This window comes from Peptostreptococcus russellii, from assembly GCF_003012055.1.
In the GTDB taxonomy this organism is placed as follows: Bacteria; Bacillota; Clostridia; order Peptostreptococcales; family Peptostreptococcaceae; genus Peptostreptococcus; species Peptostreptococcus russellii.
Genome location: NZ_JYGE01000002.1, coordinates 73922 through 91428, shown reverse-complemented (window position 1 = coordinate 91428; position 17507 = coordinate 73922). Strand labels below are relative to the sequence as shown.

Annotated in this window: 12 protein-coding genes; 1 reads left to right on the top strand and 11 read right to left on the bottom strand. The window is 29.3% G+C overall.

The window, feature by feature from the left end:
- Nucleotides 1–421: 421 nt before the first annotated feature.
- The 4 genes from UF10_RS01340 to UF10_RS01330 form a co-directional block, all read right to left on the bottom strand.
- Nucleotides 422–2284, bottom strand: a complete 1863-nt coding sequence (locus tag UF10_RS01340; RefSeq protein WP_106776054.1) for a sigma-54-dependent Fis family transcriptional regulator — start codon at nucleotides 2282–2284, stop codon at nucleotides 422–424.
- Between the two features lie 50 nt (nucleotides 2285–2334).
- Entirely contained in the window at nucleotides 2335–2505 is a 171-nt protein-coding gene (locus UF10_RS09210; protein WP_170062417.1) for a hypothetical protein, read from the bottom strand.
- Nucleotides 2506–2670: 165 nt separating this feature from the next.
- Nucleotides 2671–4455 carry an oligoendopeptidase F gene (gene pepF / locus UF10_RS01335; protein WP_106776053.1) on the bottom strand — a complete coding sequence of 595 codons (1785 nt, stop codon included), beginning with the start codon at nucleotides 4453–4455 and terminating at the stop codon, nucleotides 2671–2673.
- A gap of 194 nt (nucleotides 4456–4649) precedes the next feature.
- Nucleotides 4650–5414 carry a MerR family transcriptional regulator gene (locus UF10_RS01330; protein WP_106776052.1) on the bottom strand — a complete coding sequence of 255 codons (765 nt, stop codon included), beginning with the start codon at nucleotides 5412–5414 and terminating at the stop codon, nucleotides 4650–4652.
- A gap of 305 nt (nucleotides 5415–5719) precedes the next feature.
- On the opposite strand from UF10_RS01330, the gene UF10_RS01325 reads away from it, so the two are divergent.
- Nucleotides 5720–6238, top strand: a complete 519-nt coding sequence (locus tag UF10_RS01325) for a Gx transporter family protein (protein ID WP_106776051.1) — start codon at nucleotides 5720–5722, stop codon at nucleotides 6236–6238.
- Nucleotides 6239–6443: 205 nt separating this feature from the next.
- On the opposite strand, the gene nrdF is transcribed toward UF10_RS01325, so the two are convergent.
- From nrdF to dltD, 7 genes are all read right to left on the bottom strand, one after another.
- On the bottom strand, nucleotides 6444–7466 hold the full coding sequence (gene nrdF / locus UF10_RS01320; protein ID WP_106776050.1) for a class 1b ribonucleoside-diphosphate reductase subunit beta: 1023 nt from the start codon (nucleotides 7464–7466) through the stop codon (nucleotides 6444–6446).
- A 206-nt stretch (nucleotides 7467–7672) separates the two neighbouring features.
- A complete protein-coding gene (gene nrdE, locus UF10_RS01315) occupies nucleotides 7673–9787 on the bottom strand; it encodes a class 1b ribonucleoside-diphosphate reductase subunit alpha (protein WP_106776049.1) in 2115 nt (704 codons plus the stop codon).
- Between the two features lie 252 nt (nucleotides 9788–10039).
- Complete coding sequence (locus UF10_RS01310) at nucleotides 10040–12580, bottom strand: L,D-transpeptidase family protein (RefSeq protein WP_106776048.1); 2541 nt, start codon at nucleotides 12578–12580, stop codon at nucleotides 10040–10042.
- A gap of 268 nt (nucleotides 12581–12848) precedes the next feature.
- Entirely contained in the window at nucleotides 12849–13088 is a 240-nt protein-coding gene (gene dltC / locus UF10_RS01305) for a D-alanine--poly(phosphoribitol) ligase subunit DltC (RefSeq protein WP_106776047.1), read from the bottom strand.
- 195 nt (nucleotides 13089–13283) lie between these two features.
- Entirely contained in the window at nucleotides 13284–14444 is a 1161-nt protein-coding gene (dltB, locus tag UF10_RS01300; protein WP_106776046.1) for a D-alanyl-lipoteichoic acid biosynthesis protein DltB, read from the bottom strand.
- Nucleotides 14445–14456: 12 nt separating this feature from the next.
- Nucleotides 14457–16061 carry a D-alanine--poly(phosphoribitol) ligase subunit DltA gene (gene dltA, locus UF10_RS01295; RefSeq protein WP_106776045.1) on the bottom strand — a complete coding sequence of 535 codons (1605 nt, stop codon included), beginning with the start codon at nucleotides 16059–16061 and terminating at the stop codon, nucleotides 14457–14459.
- Nucleotides 16062–16204: 143 nt separating this feature from the next.
- Nucleotides 16205–17419, bottom strand: a complete 1215-nt coding sequence (dltD, locus tag UF10_RS01290; RefSeq protein ID WP_106776044.1) for a D-alanyl-lipoteichoic acid biosynthesis protein DltD — start codon at nucleotides 17417–17419, stop codon at nucleotides 16205–16207.
- Nucleotides 17420–17507: the final 88 nt, after the last annotated feature.

Genomic DNA, 17507 nt, shown 5'->3' with positions numbered 1-17507 from the left:
TTTGAGCTTATTTCCTTTTACTTATTATTTTTATAAAAAAATAGAGAAAATATAATTATCAACTTGATATTATATTTTCTCATTTTGAAACATTTTTATATCATTTTAGGATTTATTATTTTTTATTTTTCTGCTTTTATTTCAATATTTCTTTTTTAACCTTCTACTTTTACTATTTTTATCTATTCTCTTATATCTTAGATACTACTCTTTATATTTGCTATAGAAAGTATCATTTCTTCAATAACTTTTGTTACTATACTTTTGCTATATCTGTATAGCTTTAATACTGCTTTTTATATTTGTTATAGAAAGTATCATTTCATCAAGATATTTTTCTTAGTTATTTTTTAATATAATATATATCTTTTTTATCAAAATTCTTATACTTATATTTGTCTTTTTTATACTTGTTTTCTATTTACTCTATATCTATATTGTACTTTTTAATCTTTCTATATAGTGTCGCTCTTGATATTCCTAGTACTTTCGCAACTTTGTCCTTATCATTTTTATAAGGTCTATAATATTCAAGTGCTTTTGATATCTGATCTTTTTCAATATCCTCTATAGTCCTAAAAATTATTGTTTCTTTTTTATTTTCATCAATATTTTTTAGATTGCCACTTTTTTTAGATATTTTTTTGCTAATTTCCTGAGTATCATAGCTATTGTTTTCAATATAGTCGATGAAATCTGTCTGATCATCCATAGAAAATCTATTCTTTAAAATTTCTACATCAGAAATTATTTTTTCATTTGTCATATTTATACAAAACTCTATAACATTTTGTAACTCCCTTATATTTCCTGGCCAATTATACATCTCCAAAATGCTCATTATATGACTCGAAACCCCAGATACATTCTTGGCAAGTTTCTTAGAATAAACCTTTATCATATGATTTACTAAAAGCGGTATATCTTCTTTTCTTTCACTCAAATTTGGGATATTAATAGGCAAGACATTTAGCCTATAATATAAATCTTCTCTAAACATCCCTTTTTCTACCATATCCAATAAGTTTTTATTGGTTGCAGAAATAATTCTTACATCTATCTTTATACCTGCCTTACCACCAACTTTTTGAATTTCTTTTTCTTGTAATACTCTTAGTAGTTTCGCCTGAAGATGTATACTCATATCTCCTATTTCATCCAAAAATATTGTGCCCTTGTTTGCTCTCTCAAACATACCAAGTTTTCCACCCTTTTTAGCTCCTGTAAACGCACCTTCTTCATATCCAAAAAGTTCACTTTCCAATAATTCTTCTGGAATAGCTGCACAGTTAATAGCTATAAAGGGCTTGTCACCTCTATCACTGTGAAAGTGTATTGCCCTTGCAAATAATTCCTTGCCCGTACCACTTTCTCCAGTAATTAAAATTGTAGATGTACTTTGAGATGCCTTAAGAGCATTATCCTTTACCTTCTTCATAATTTCCGATTCACCAATAATATCATTCATAGTCATCTTATAGTCTATGTTCATTTTATTGTAATTTCTTATGGCATCTTTTTTATCTAGAAAGTCTATGACAAATCCCTTTAAATCTTTTTTATAATAAATTTTATTTATATTATAGATACCTCTAACATTAGTTTTTTCAGAATAAAAGGTTGCACTATGCTTCTTTTTATTTTTTAAATCCTTAAATATATCAAAATTAATAAAATCTAAAAGCAAGGATATATTTTTGCCAATAGGATTTCCTTCTATTTTGAATATATCTTTAAATTTGCTATTATATGAGTCTATCACTCCATTTTCATCAGTAGAGACTAGCGGCCTATCCATACTATCTATAACTTTTAATATCTTTTCTTTCTCAATATTGTATTGATAGGATTTAATTTCAGCCTTTAAATTCCCAGATATTAAACTTGCCATTTTTTCAATAAACATAAGAAGTTCATTTTTATTATCCGTTATTTTACTTTTTTGAATACTATCAAATGCAATTAAACCTATTACCCCAAAACACTTATCCTCAAATATTATGGGACAACAAACCTCGGCTTCTTCCTTACAATTTTCCAACTTATAACAGTGTTTGCAAAGTAGAGAATTCCTAGGATTATCTATCACTAGGGTTTTCTTTTCTTCATAACACTTATTAAATGCTGACGTTCCTGGTATTATTTCATTTATTTTATCCTTGTATATACCAGTTCCAGCAATTCTCTTCATATCTTCATTTACTATAGTAACATCTATATTTATAACTAGAGAAATTGCTTCAGCAACCTTTTGAATTTCTTTTTTTATTACATCTAATTTCATAATCTAAATAGCCTACATAGCTACTCACTGTTCACCTCCAGCATATACAATTAGTATCTCTTGCTAGGATTTTTAGCATCGAATATTTCATCATTTCTCAATCTTATGTCTCTTTTTATATCTCTAAGGATCACAAGTATTTTATTCAATGTAATCTGTATTGAAACTAATATTACAAATAACATTACGCCTGCTATTATTTGAAAATTAAATATTTCCATCTATATCACCTTCACCTTTAAACATATAATTTTTTATAAACAGTATTTGAAGAAATATTATTGTTTTTTTATATTAAATATTTCTACACTATCAAACTTTCCTACACTGTCAAACTTTCCTACACTATCAAACTTAAAAATATTTCTAATAAAATTATCTTCTATTTACTTTACTAGCTCCTCTAGTTTTTCTGTTAATTCATTAAATATTTTCAAAGCTCCATCAACGGATTCTTTCTTTTCCATATCTACACCAGCGCTTCTCAACTGATCTAAAGGATATTCTGAGCCACCACTTTTTAGAAACTCTAAATATTTTTCTACTGCTCCATCTTCATTTAGTATCTTTTCACTAAGCACAGATGCTGCTGCAAATCCTGTAGCATACTTATAAACATAGAAGTTTGAATAAAAATGAGGTATTCTAGCCCATTCTACTCCACTTATTTCATCAACATTACAAGCTCCACCGTAATATAATTTGTTTAGATTATAAAACACTTCAGTAAAATCATCTGCAGTCATAGGATTTCCTGCCTCTACCTTTTCATGTGTTATCTTTTCAAACTCTGCAAACAATGTTTGTCTATATACAGTAGTTCTAAACTGCTCTAAGTAATAGTTCAAAAGATATATCTGTTCAGTTTTATCCTTTGAATTATTTAGTAGATACTTGATAAGTAGTGTTTCATTGACTGTAGATGCCACTTCTGCAACAAATATCTTATAGCTAGAATAAATATATGGCTGAGAATTATGTGATAAATAACTGTGTATAGAATGTCCTAACTCATGTATCAAAGTAAACATAGAGTTTAAATCATTGTTATAACTCATCAGTATATAAGGATGAGAGTCATAGCATCCCCAAGAGTATGCACCACCCTTTTTACCTTCATTTTCATAAACATCTATCCATCTTTCATCAAAAGCCTTTTGAATTAAAGAAGTATATCCTTCCCCCATAGGTTTAAGTGCCTCAAGAATAATTTTTTTTGCCTCTTCATATGAAATCTCCATATTAAAATCTCTTGCCATTGGAACATAAAGGTCATACATATGTAATTCTTCCAAGCCTAGATATTTCTTTTTAATCTCTAGATACTTATCAAGTGCAGGAATATTTTCATGTATTGAATCAATCAAATTGTTATAAACATCTACACTTATATTATCTTGATATAGTGATGCAAACAATGCTGAAGGATACTTTCTTGTCTTTGCATTAAATATTTCAGACTTAATTGCTCCAAATAATGTAGATGCCATAGTATTGGAATATTTTTTGTATGTTCCAAATTCTGCCTCAAAAGCATCTTTTCTTACTCTCTGATTCTTGCTTTTGATATATGTAGAATAGTTAAAATGATCAAGTCTTACCTTCTCACCCTTTTCATCCTCAATTTCCGGAAATTTCATATCTGCATAAGACAACATTTCATATGTATTTTCAGCTACTCCAGTAAGATCCGATACTGCTGCCATTAGCTCTTCTTCTTTCTCACTAAGAGTGTATGGTTTATCTCTAAGTATTTCATCGATCATCTTTTTATAAGGAGCTATCCTTTCATCCTTCAAGAAAGTCTCTAATAAAGATGAATCCATCCCTATAATTTCAGGTACAATAAAAGCTGTAGCCTTCCCAAGTTCAGATGCTATCATCTCACTTTTAGTTGCATCTGCAAGATTTTCATTTATTCTAGTATCTTCATGATGCTTCATGTGAGTATAAGCATAAAGATATGACAATCTTCTTGATGAATCCTCCATAATTTTTAAACTATTATAAAAGTTTTCTGCTGAATTAGACATCTTACCCTTATATTCTTTTATATCTTCATATGATTTCTCTATAAATTTAATATCTTCTTCTATTTTAGAACTATCAAGATACATCTTTTCTAAGTTCCATTTATATTTATTTTCTATTTCTTTTCTATTTTTAGCCATAAAATCCTCCTATATTTCTATTATAATTGTATTTTATCATAGTTTTCTTAAGATAGTCCAATCTCTATATACAATAAAAAAGAGACAAGATAAACTCTTGTCTCTTTTAAATATCAAAGGATAAACATTTCTTGCCCATATAGCTAATAGTTTCGCTTAAAGTACTATAAAATGATTAGAAATATATTTAATATCTATTTTCTAGAATATATTTCTAATGCTTCCTTTAAAAACTGTGCAGCTCCCTCACCTATCCTATCATAATATTTTTTGAATCTCTCATCACTTACATACATATCAGCCATAGCTTTGTGTGCTTCTTTGGAATAGCTCTCTTTTCCCCAAAACATACATAGCCACTCTCTGTGTAGTTTACATACTTCTTGAGATATTTCTGAGCTAGGATCTCCTGATTCCATAGCCCTTTTTAACTTTTCATTGATTTCATCTGATAATCTTTCTTGTTTTTCCCAATTCTTTTCAGACATTCCCATTACTCTTGCATTTGATTTGTTTATTTGAGTATCTCCATATAAATCTCTAATTTCATTGCCATATTTTTCTTCATTTTTTTCTACTAGCTCTTTTTTAAAAGCTTCGAACTTTTCAGTATCATTCATACTTATTTCTCCTTCCATCGACTTTATTGTCTTTCTCACATTTTTGATTAAATCATCAATATGATTTCTCTTTTCTTGAAGGCTTGATAGTTGATTCTCTAAAGCATCTCTAATTTCAAACTCTTTTGAATTCAATATTCTCTTTATTTCATCCAAAGAAAAATCCAACTCCCTATAAAAAAGTATTTGTTGTAAAAGATTTACCTCTAAATTTCCATAAATACGGTATCCATTTAAATCTACTCTTTTTGGCTTAAGTAGATCTATTTCATCATAATACCTTAGAGTGCGGCCGCTCACCCCAGATATTTTAGCTAACTGACTTACTGTATATTCCATATCAACACCTCCATCTACTAGATTAAAGTATTACCTAAGGTTAAGGTCAATACTTAATCAAAAATTTTTTAACTTTTTTACTATATTTATAACACCGCAATACTTACAATATCAATATATAGACTATTATAGCATTTCTATGTAAATTTCATGTAATCTAAAAATTTATAATTTATTTTATATTTTCCCCTATATAGATGTTCTGTTTTTAAAATAAAATTCTTGCTATATTTCATATTTAATATTATTATAATAATTGAGATTGTTTATCTATAAAGTTTAATAGAAAGGAATTTTTCTATCTTATGAAAAAAAATAATACACAGAAATTAATACTGCTAAGTTTAATGGTTGCCTATAGCTTGGCACTATATATACTTGAAACTTTTATTCCAAATCCTTTGGTTGCACTGTTTCCAGGAGCAAAGCTTGGACTTAGTAATATTATTACCCTTATATGTCTTTTGAATTTTGGATTTAAAGATACTTTTACTATATTATCGGTAAGAATTATTCTTTCCTCTATATTTGCTGGACCAGTTTCATACCTCTTATTTAGTATTGCTGGAGGTTATCTCAGCCTAGCTGGAATGTATTTAGCTAGTAAGATAAAAGGTTTTTCAATTATTGGAGTTAGTTTGTGTGGTGCTATTATGCATAATATAGGGCAGCTCTTGATGGCAGCTATGATAATAGAGAACTTATCTATGATTAGCTATCTTCCTTTTATGCTTGGTGCATCCATTGTAACAGGAGTTTTTATAGGAATTGTAGTAAAGTTTGCCAATGATAGTAAGGCTTTTTCAAAAATAAAAACACAGTAAAAGGGATGGCTTGACCATCCCTTTTACTGTGTTTTTATTTGCTTTAAAATATTACATCTGCATACAAAAATTATATAAATCACCTTGAAATTTTTACCTTATATCTCTTTTTGTATTTAATATCTAAAAGCATTCAAATTATTTATAGCTTATATAAAATAATATAAGTTTTATATTATTTGCAATTAAATTTTTTCAAATATTCTTAGTTCAAAAAATTGTTCTCTGGGAAAAAGAAATCTTCATCTTCCAAGTCTTCATATATCCCCTTTTGATATCCATTACCTTTAGTTGAGAAAAAGTCATGTGTCTTTGTTTCTGTGCTCAGTCCATTTAAAACAATGGCATTTACAGGCTCTACCTTATAAAACTCTTCAAATCCAAGGTTTGTAAGTGCTGAATTTGCATTATACTTCAAAAAATTTATTACTTGTTCTTCTAGTCCACTTCCTTCATAAAGCATCCTAGTATATTTTTCTTCATTTTCCATAAGTTCTTTCAAAAGATCATATACCTTATCTTTTAACTCATTTTTATCATCATATTTAAATGCATTAAACTTTTCTTGAGCAAGAAGACCGATATATTTTCCATGTAGAGATTCATCTCTTAGTATAAGAGATATTATTTCCCCACTAGATATCATCTTTCCCTGTCCTGCCAAGAATAATGGATAGAAAAATCCACTATAAAACAAGAAGCTTTCTAAAAATACACTTGTAGCCATTGATAAATACAAACTCTTTTCATCATCTGTATTTTTATATTGTCTTAATACTATTTTTGCCTTATTCTGTAAAAGAGGCTCTTCTTCTATCCAGTCAAATAGATCATTTATTTCTCTTTTAGATAGAAGGGTTGTAAATATATTTGAATAGCTCTTTGCATGTATTTCTTCCATTGTTCCCATAAAAGAAAGTACTGCTTTTCTCTGGAAATTATCTGTTAATTCCATCATAGAAGGTATTCCGTCATTTCCCTGTTTGGTATCCAAAAGAGTAAGTCCCGCCAAAACTCTCTTATAGAGTACTCTTTCTTTTTCCGATAACTCATTCCAACTAGGAATATCCTTAGATACTGGAACTTCTTCTGGTAACCAAAACTGTTTTACATTTTGATCCCAAAATGCCTGAGTAAAATCATCATCTTCAGTATCCCAATTAACTGCCTTATGTACTTTTTCTATTTTATCTTTTTCTTTATCTATTTTCTTATACTTTTCCTTCATACTCTTCTGCCTCCACTTAATTACATCTATCCAAACTTTCATTACTATATTCTAACAAATACCAAAAGATATAGTAAATAATTTATTCATTTTTTACCAACCTTTTATTATTTTTTCTTTTCTAAAAATATATATATCCACTTCAAGTATTAAATACAATCTATTTAAAAATAGATTGTATTTAATACCCTGTTATTTATACTTTTCTATACAGAGCAAGATATACACTCATTATTTAATTCTCTAAGCATCTTGGTTCTAGTATAGTAAAGACTCTTTAATCCTTTTTTATATGCATATATATAGTATCTTGCAATATCCCTTGTCGTCTTATCATCTGTTACAAATAAAGTTGTAGAAATCCCTTGGTCAACATGACTTTGAACAGCAGCGACTACATCTATTACCTTTAACATATCTGTATTATATGCACTCTTATAAAATAGCATATTTTCATTTGTTAGAAAAGGCATTGGATATATAGTTGTTGAATCCCCATAAATTCTTACTTCTATTTGTTCTGTGATTGGCATTATTGAAGATGTAGAATTTTGAACATAACTTATACTTTGAGTAGGAGCTATTGCCATTAAATAAGCATTATAAATTCCTACTTCTTTGACTTCATCTAAAAGTATTGCCCAATCTTCTTTTCTAGGTATATCTATTCCCTCAAACAATTTTTTAACTTTTTCACTAGTTGGTATAAAATCTTTTACATAGTATTTACCAAGCACATCACTTGCAGCCCCTTTGGCATATTCTGATTTTTCAAATCCCTCAAAAGTCTTGCCTCTTTCTTTCGCTATATTCATAGATGTCTTTATGGCAAAATATCTCATCATAGCAAAAAACACATCACAAAACTCAACAGCTTCATTTGATTCATAGACTATATTATTTTTCATCAAAAACCCATGTAAATTCATAGCTCCTAATCCTATTGAGTGACTCTTATCATTACCATTTTTAACTGTGGGTACTTGCTCTATATTCGTTTTATCACTTACATCTGTTAAAAATCTTATAGCAGTATTGATAGATGATTCAATATCTTTATGTTCCATCACATTGGCTATATTTAAAGACCCTAGATTACAGCTTACATCTTGTCCCCAAACACTGTTGCTTGATCCATAACTTTCTATATGAGATGGGACTTGATATTGAAAAATCTCACAACATAAGTTTGACATTCTTACCATACCAAGATCTTTTAGTGTATGATTTTTATTTGCTGTATCTATAAATACAATATAAGGATATCCACTTTCCATCTGAGTTGCTGCTATTCTAGTAAGCATTTTTCTCGGATCTATTTCTTTTTTCCTTATATCTGGATCATTAGCCAACTTATCATACCACTCGTCCATATTTAAATCATCAAGATGCAGTCCATATTTTTTATATATAGAATGAGGGTAGAAGGCATAGGCCTTTTTATTTTTCTCTGCAAGCTTCATAAATATATCTGGTATAATTGCTCCTATTGATAAAGTTGTCAGTCTAACCCTCTCATCAGCATTTATTTTTTTAGTATCCATTAGGTTTTCAAAATCTGCATGCAATATATTAAGATATACCGCACCAGCTCCTTGTCTTGCTCCCATCTGATTGAAGTAGCTAAAGCTCTGTTCAAGCATCTTAGCAACCCCTACAACGCCTCCACTTGCACCTTCTATACCTTTTATTGACTCTCCTCTAGCCCTTAGTCTTGTAAGATTTAAAGCAACTCCTCCACCTATTTTAGATAGATGATTTGCAGATGATACTGCATAGCTAATTCCTTCGCAACTATCCTCTACAGTCAATAAAAAGCAGCTTACTAATTGACCCGCTCTCTCTCTTCCAAGATTTAAAAAAGTTGGTGTAGCTGGCTGAAACTCTTGTCTTATAAGTTTTTCAGCTACCTTCTTTGCTGTATCTTCATCCCCAGCAGCAATTGCTAGCGAACAAATCAAAATCTTATCTTCATAGTTTTCAAGTATATACTTTCCATCATCTGTTTTAAGTGCATAATTTTCATAAAACTTGCTTGCGCTCATATATGATTGAAACTCAAATCCAAAAGAATTTATATACTTATATAATTCAAAGATAAACTCTTTTGAATACATTTCAATAATTTCTTTTTCATAATATTTATTATCAATCAGATATTGTATTTTTTCATCTTCAGAACTAAATTTTTTCATTCTTTTATCAATAGAATCAGATAAATAAGCATCTAAGGCTTCCTTATCCTTGCTCAGCTGATACTTTCCGTGTCTATCTCTTACAATTACTTCATTGTTTAATTCTATATATCTAGTCTCTCCCATTCACTCTATCTCCTTTGTATCCCTTTATGTATCCTTTTATAAAATTATAAAATATTTTTTTAAATAATTCTATCAAAATTCATATTTACTGATTATAAATAAAAAAACCAACATAATATATTATACCCTATAAAACAAAAAATACACGATAAAAATCAACATACTGATTTTTTTTCGTGTATTTTTCTATTTAGATACTATATTTAGTATTTTCTATTTTCTATATTGATATACTATTTAGTCAGCTTATTATTAATAGTGTACTGCTACTGGCATACCTTCTTTTGCATACTCATATATCTGTGCTACCTTGTTATAAGGAGTATTTATACATCCATGTGATCCTGCATATAGATATCTATTTCCTCCATATATTGGCTGCCAACTTGCGTCATGTATACCTATATTCCCATTAAATGGTATCCAGAATGAGACTGGTGAAGCGTATCCAGGTCCTCTAAGAACAGCATTTCTTGTCTTATAAGTAATAGGATATATTCCTGGAGGTGTTGCATCTCCTTGATTTGGATTTCCTGTTACTATAGGAGTAGATACTATCGGTTCTCCATCTCTTACAAACCACATGTGCTGCTTTGATAAATCTATTTCTATAAATTCATTTCCCATATCATTTTTATCTTTTGTCATTGCTCTTTGCTGATATAGAGGTTCTCTTCCCTTAACATCCTTGCCAGCCTGTATAATCTTTACTAGCTCATCTGTTTCACCGTCTCTATCAATTAACCAACCATATATTCCACCGCTTACTTTTAACTTTCCACCAGTAGATGCTGAAGGTATCTCTCTAGTATCACCATAAGTAGAATACTTTCTGCTTAGACTTCTTACAAACTCTCTAACTTTTTCTTTGCTAAATGTAACCTTATAGTCATTTTCAGAGTCAACATCAAACATCTTGCTGATTTCTTTTCCATCTAGTACATATTTTTCATATCCAAAGTCGTATTCTACAGTGATACCAGTGTATTTTTCCATTTCAGCTATTGCTTTTGGTATTCTTGGGTCATCTGCTTTGTTCTTTTGTGGTTTATAGACTTCATTTGGATACTTTGTATTTTCGGCTTGAGCTTTTACAGAGTTATCTACAAAGCTTATAACCTTAGACTTAATAGGCATACTACCTAACTCACCCTTGTCTACTATTATTTTCTTTTCTTTCTCAGAATATCTTGGGTATGCACTTACAGGTTCTTTTATATATTCTTTCTTAAATATATTAAATTCCTCAACTGCATCACTTAATTTTGCTTCATTAACTTCCACATTTAGTTTTCCGTCAATATCTTCGCCACTAAATAAAGCAATTGGCCATCCAAAGAATCCTTGTTCTTCTTTTACTTTCTTTGAGCTTCCATCTTTTACATACTTCATATCTATATCTGTTCCTGTAAGCTCATCTTTCACATTGTTTCTTCCATCAATCTTTATTTTATATCCATTTACTCTTTCCTCTGCCATATTATCTAGCTGAGCTGGTGTTTTAAATGAAACATCCATACCATTTACTTTTGTATTTATGAAAAATCTATTATTGAATACTACACATCCAACAGCATACACAGCTACAAGTGCAATAGCTACTACTTTTAAAGTCTTTTTCATAAACTTTTTAAACTTTCCACTATTTTCAGGATCTTCATCAAACTCATCTAATTCTTCATTAGCTTCATCTAGCTCTTTATCATCCTGAGCTTCATTTTTTACTTCTTCTGTTTCTACTTCATTTTTTGTTTCCTTTGTTTCTTTTTCTGTTTCTTCTACTACTTCTTCTTTCTTTTTTTCCTCTTTATCTTTTTTTACCTTTGATTTTTCTTTTTCTGCTTCTGATTTAAGTTCTGCTAATTTTAATTCTTGTTCTTTCTTTATTTGCTCTCTTAGTCCTCTTTCTTTTCTATTAAGTTCTTCTTTTTCATTATTATTTAAATTATTATTGCTGTTTGAGCTTTTTTCTAAATTAACGTTATCTGAACTATTATTTGAATCAGATAGCTCTGGTCCCTTTAATGTCTTTTTATCCTTATCTGCCACTTCTATTCCCTCTTTTTCCGCTAATTCTATTTTCTTTTGATTATATAATATTTGCTGTTTTTCTAGCTCTCGTTTTTTCTCTAGAGCTATTTTCTTTTGCCTTTCTTTTTCAGCTGCAAGTCTCGACTCAGCCACCCTTACAACATCTTCAAAAGGAGCTTCTTTAATGTCTATTTTTTTTATTTCATTTATATTTTCTTCAGTCTTATCTCTTGTATCATTTATACCCTGAGAGTTTGGATTTCTATTATATTTTTCGTCCTCTGCAGTATGAATATCATTTACTGTTAGAACCTCCTCATTTGAGATTCCATTTTTCATCTGCCTTTGCTTTCTTTCAAAGTACATCCTCTCATCTTCAACAGAAATTATATTGTCTGCAGTTTTCATTTTCTTAGGAACTGCAACCATTGTATCACCTGATGAAAATATAGATTCCGAACTCCTTTCACTTTTCATTCTCTCTATATTCTTATCTAATATACCTGTTTTTTCCTTATTATTTGATGGCAGCTCTATAGCAGTGCTGTCATCTTTCAATCTATCACTTGCTCTATCTCCATTTTTAATAAATTGACTAGCCCCTACACCTTTATTCTTTGAATGCTGGGACTTAGATATATTATCTATATCTTCCATATCTATATTAAAGTCAGTAGAGCGAGATTTTTTCCTTCCAAAAGGAAATCTTCTATTTTTTTTTCTAGCTTCCTTTTCAAGTCTCTTCCTAGCAACTCTTGACATTTTTACTCCCTTTCAGTAACAATTATCATTATTTCAAACTACACAGCTAAAATCTGTGCAGTAAAATCAGCGTAAGTATTATAATATATAAAACTTACCATACTATAGTTTATCATAAATAAATCTCTATTCAACACTTATTTACCAGATTGTTACTTATTTTTATTCACTTAGTGATTGAGTGTCCATTTATACAATATATAATAAGAAAAAAGAGAGGATCTACTTTAGATTCTCTCTTTTTATTTATTTTTCTTGCCTTATAAAATTATTGTAACTTTGTCTTCAGAAATGCCACTAAATTATTTACAGTAGCCATATCCTTTCTCTCTAGATCTGTTGGCTGAAGTGAAAGCCCCAACTTTTCCTCGATTCCCAAGAGAACTTCTATAATCGCCAAAGAGTCCAATAACTCATTTTCAAACATATCTAAATCAAGATCTTCTTTAATTTCATCTGTACCTAGTACTTCTTCAAATATTTCTATTACCTTTTCTTGTAATTCCATCGAATCTTATCCTCCTTCAAACTATCTTTTTCTGGCTTATTTATACGCTAATATTATATTATAAAAAGCTTGTCTATTCCATAATTTATATATTTTATCATTTTTAATTTCTATATTTATCTTTACAAGAAATCCATCTGCTATATAAATCTTTGCAATTTCATATTCCTACTAAATAGACTTCCATTCTTATAATTATTTAATATAGTGATTTAAAAATCCTGAAAATATCAGCATCCCAAAGCAAACTATATGGAATGTTACTATAACTTGTAAGTATTGAAATAATTTTTCCTTTTTATACTTTTTATATATCTTTGATTTTTTTGTAAACTCATCAGTCAAAACTAAAGCAAGTCCCTGATATACACCATAAGCTATATAGTACCAAGTAAACCCATGCCAAAATCCCATTGTAGTCATTGTAATCATTTGTGCTACGTGCGAGGCTGTAGCTCTTTTCTTGAACTTTTTATTTCTCATTGCATTTAATACATATCTTGAAAATATATAATCTCCAAACCACCTAGATAAACTTATATGCCACCTAGTCCAAAACTCTTTCATATCCTTACTTAAAAATGGCTTATTAAAGTTATCTGGAGCATGTACTCCAAATATGTAGCTTGTTCCAACAGCTATCAAACTATAGCCTGCAAAGTCAAAGAATAAGTACAGAGTATAAGCATACATATATGATATTATTGAAATAATATGCGGCGTTGGATGCACTTTACTCACCCAAAATACATGTATTAAAGTTGCTATTGCAAATTTATACAAAACTCCTTGAAATATTTTTTTTATTCCAGGTATTAAATATTCATCTATATATTCTTTTCTACTTATGGTCTTATTTATTTCTTCATCAAATCTTCTCGACCTATCTATTGGACCTGAACTCAATGTAGGGAAAAATAAAACGAAATAAAATGTATCTAAGAAATCAAGCTCTTTAATAGCACCATCGTATATCTCTATTATTATCTGTATAGTTCTAAAACTAAGATATGATATACCTATGAATCCAATCACACCAAATGACGTCATAGGAGAGATTTTATTAATTATTAAGGGAAGTAAGCTTGCAAATAAAAACACTCTAAAAGTCCATTTAGATTTTTTATTCTTTCTGATAGCTTTATATATAAATATTAAAGACATCTCCCACAGCATAAATATCGCTAAATATCTAAATTGTACATCCAAACCAACAATTAAATATATCATTAAAGCCGTAGCCAACATTCCATAATATTTTATTTTTTTCTCAAGTATTCCAAGAGTAATTGCTGGAATCATAGTAAGAAGCAGAATATACATATATAAATATCCTTCATATTGTGAAAACTTCATCTTTTCCTCCTACTAAACTTCTTCAGAAAGTTTTTTTCTATCTATTTTTCCATTTGTATTCATAGGAAATGAACTTACTACTCTTATATTTCTTGGGACCATATATTCTGGTATTAGTTCTGCTAATTGCTTTTTTATAGCAATCTGATTTTTAAGATTACTTTTTCCATTTTCCTCTTCTAACTCAACAAAGCCCTTTAGATAAGCTATTTTCTCATTCTTATAAATAGGTAACACTACCGCATTTTTAATATTTTCCAGCTTTCTCAAATTATTCTCTATATCTTCTATTTCAATTCTATAGCCGTGTAGTTTTATCTGGAAATCTTTTCTGCCACTATATTTAATATTTCCATCTGGAAGTATCATTCCGATATCACCTGTTCTATATGCTCTAAATCTAAGATTATTTAAATCTTCATCAAAGCGTTCATCTTTTTTTTCTATGTTGGCACTTTTATCAATATAAAAACTTATTCTTGTTTTTTCTTCGTTTTTATAATAGCCTTTTGATACTGAAGGTCCTATTATAGATATTTCACCTTTTTCTCCATCCTTTACTTCATTACCGTCTTCATCCAAAATTTTGATTGTGCAGTTTGGCATAGGAACACCAACTGGAAGACTTTCTCCTGAGTTTATATGCTTCTCTTCTATGACTACATGACTAACACCAACCGTTGCCTCTGTAGGACCATAGCCATTTATTACTTCTATATTAGGAAATCTTTCATATAACTTTTTTGCCACTTCAACTGGCAACACTTCCCCTATAAATAACATTTTTCTTAGCTTAGGAAGAAGATTTTCATTAAATTCTCTATCAGCTAAACACATTCCTGCAAAAGAAGGTGTAGATACCCACACTTCCATATTAGATTTTTTCATTTCCATAAATAAGGATTTGAAATCTGCTACAATCTTTTTTGGAAAAGAGTACAAAGTAGCACCATTTGTTATTCCTGGATATAACTGCGACACACTTAAATCAAATGAATAGGCTGGCTGATCCATCACTATCTTTTCACTACCATCAAGCCCTAGTATTGGGCTCATCCAATTGATAAAGCTATCCAGATTATAAGTACTTATCTCTACTCCCTTTGGCTTACCAGTCGATCCTGATGTGAACAAAATATATGAATTTTCATCTCCATCCACCCATTTTTCCTGAGCTACTTCTCTTGATAATTCTCCATTTAAATTACTTTCTATAAAATTTTCAAGTCTTTTTCTATCTATTATTTCTATATCTTTAAACTCATCCCTAATACTTCCATCTTCATTGAAAAAGAAATCTTCATCAGAAAAATTAAATAATATATTCGGTTTTACAGAAGATAGTATATCTCTTACTCTTTGTTCTGGAAAACTTGTATCCATAGGCACATATGCTCTTCCTGATTTTAAAGCCCCGATCATACAAGGCAGTATCAATCTTTCTTTATTTGCATAGATTACTACAGCTATCTTTTCATCATACTTTCCTAAGATATAATTTGCTATCAAGTCTGAATACTTGTCTAAATCTTTGTACGTTAGAATATCCTCTCCACATATAAGAGCTACCCTATCAGTTTTAGAGTATTTTTTTACTCCTTTGATAATATTTTTCATCTTCTCACCTCCGACTAAAATTCATTATATATAAATGGAAGTTCTTTAAATGGAAGAAAAGTAAACACTAATATACACATTATTATAGCTATTACTATTAATACTGACATATAAATATATTTTTTATTATCCATTTAAATCACCTATCTCTCATAAATATCATACACCTGACTACATAGGTCTACCCAACCAACTGTGCCAAGATGCATTACATCTCTTAAATAATATCTTCTTACTTCATTTTTTGTTAAATCCACTAGATTATGTTCATACGGATTTATTGTTTTCCTAACTTTATCAAAAAACTCTGTTCTTTCATTTTTATCTATACCAGTATAGTCGTAAAATTCATTCATACCAGGTATTAATACAATTGTAGGTTTAATTCCTAGATCTTTACAAGTATCTAAAAATATTGATAAATCATCAAATTCTTTAGAACTATTTAAGTCTACATAGTTATATACATTCTTAAAGTAGTCATCTTTATTACGTATATACTGTTTATAGTAACCCTTGTCTATATAAAGTCTATCTCCACCCAAAACTTCAGCTTTTTTACCTACTCTTTTTTCAGCATCACTTTGTGCCTTTTTCATTTCTTCTTCCCAATTAATCTTACCCTTTATATTGTAGTTAACCTCATCTTTATCATACATAGAATCTAATTTTTTATAACTAATCCCCTTGTCCTTCATAGCAACCATTGATTCTCTTACTGAATAATAAGGACTAAACATTGTTTTCATTACATTAGCCTTAAATGATTTATCTATATACATCTTTGCATACAATGCTTCATCTCTATACTCTCCAGGATTTTTCAATAATTCATTAACTCTTTTTGCATATCTATGTTTTACATCATCTGATATTTTCGGATTATCTAAAAATCTGTAAAATTGTATTGGCGAAAACCTAGTCTGGAAGTGATGTGGCGATACACCTTCTTTATCCATAAACCACTGCATTGAAAGCAATAATACCACCTTTTTTTCTGAGATATTATTATCTAAACTACCCACTATACTTGCATCTTGCAATGTCTGAGTATAAGCTCTTCCAATCGTAATCACACCGTTTTTTGTTCTTCCCGTATTAAAGTAGTAATCAGGATGTTGTTTTGTTGAATGACTTAGCTCAGATGATCCAAGCATCATAATATCACCATCCCTCATCAAGTGATTATTGACAAAAACCCCTTTATCCTTCACTAAACTCTTTGTATCGTGCAATGTCATATATAGATCTTTTGTATGCAGCATTTCTATGTTCTTTTTATTCAAATACTGATTAAGACCAAATGTAAAGCCCGCAGCAATAAGAATAGGTAAGATTATATACTTTAACTTTTTCATTATTCATACCTCATATTATACTATATTGTTTTTTAAGTTTATAATATATTATATCACTATTTTTCTTGTGAATATTAATTTTTATCTT